Origin of the sequence: Halorubrum sp. SP3, from assembly GCF_005435195.1 — an archaeon.
Taxonomy (GTDB): Archaea; Halobacteriota; Halobacteria; order Halobacteriales; family Haloferacaceae; genus Halorubrum; species Halorubrum sodomense.
In genome coordinates, this window is the sequence record NZ_SGTU01000126.1 from 1 (window position 1) to 444 (window position 444).

Below are 444 nucleotides of genomic sequence, written 5' to 3' on the forward strand. Positions count from 1 at the left end.
GTCCACCCAAGAACGCCCCGTCACTCATCGTCAACTGGATTAAGGGGATCTCTGCCCGCAAGTACAACCAGAGATACGACGACCGCGTGAAGTGGACTCGTTCGTACTACGTCGGAACAGCGGGAAGCGCCTCAAAGGGCGCTGTCGAACAGTACATCGCTGAACAGGAGGGTGGCGACAAATGAAGCGCGTCAACACCTTCGAAGTGGTTCCACAAACCGAGAACGACGAAGAGTGCCTTCGACGGCTCCTCGATGCGTCCGCCTCTCTGTGGAACGAATTGACCTATGAACGTCGTCAGAACTACTTCGGTGACGGCGACGTGTGGGACACGTCCGAGTACCGTGGACAGTACAACGGTGTCGTCGGAAGCGCGACCGTTCAACAGGTCACGCGCAAGAACAGCGAAGCGTGGCGGTCGTTTTTCGCCCTCAAGGAGAAAGG

General features: G+C 57.4%; 1 protein-coding gene and 1 pseudogene. Both read left to right on the forward strand.

The features are described 5' to 3' along the window. A partial coding sequence (locus tag EXE42_RS15790) for a transposase (protein ID WP_199240779.1) occupies positions 1-185 on the forward strand: 185 nt, incomplete at its 5' end. Continuing rightward, positions 182-444, forward strand: a pseudogene (locus EXE42_RS20355) (IS200/IS605 family transposon protein TnpB); the annotation flags it as partial. The gene EXE42_RS15790 and the pseudogene EXE42_RS20355, both read left to right, overlap by 4 nt.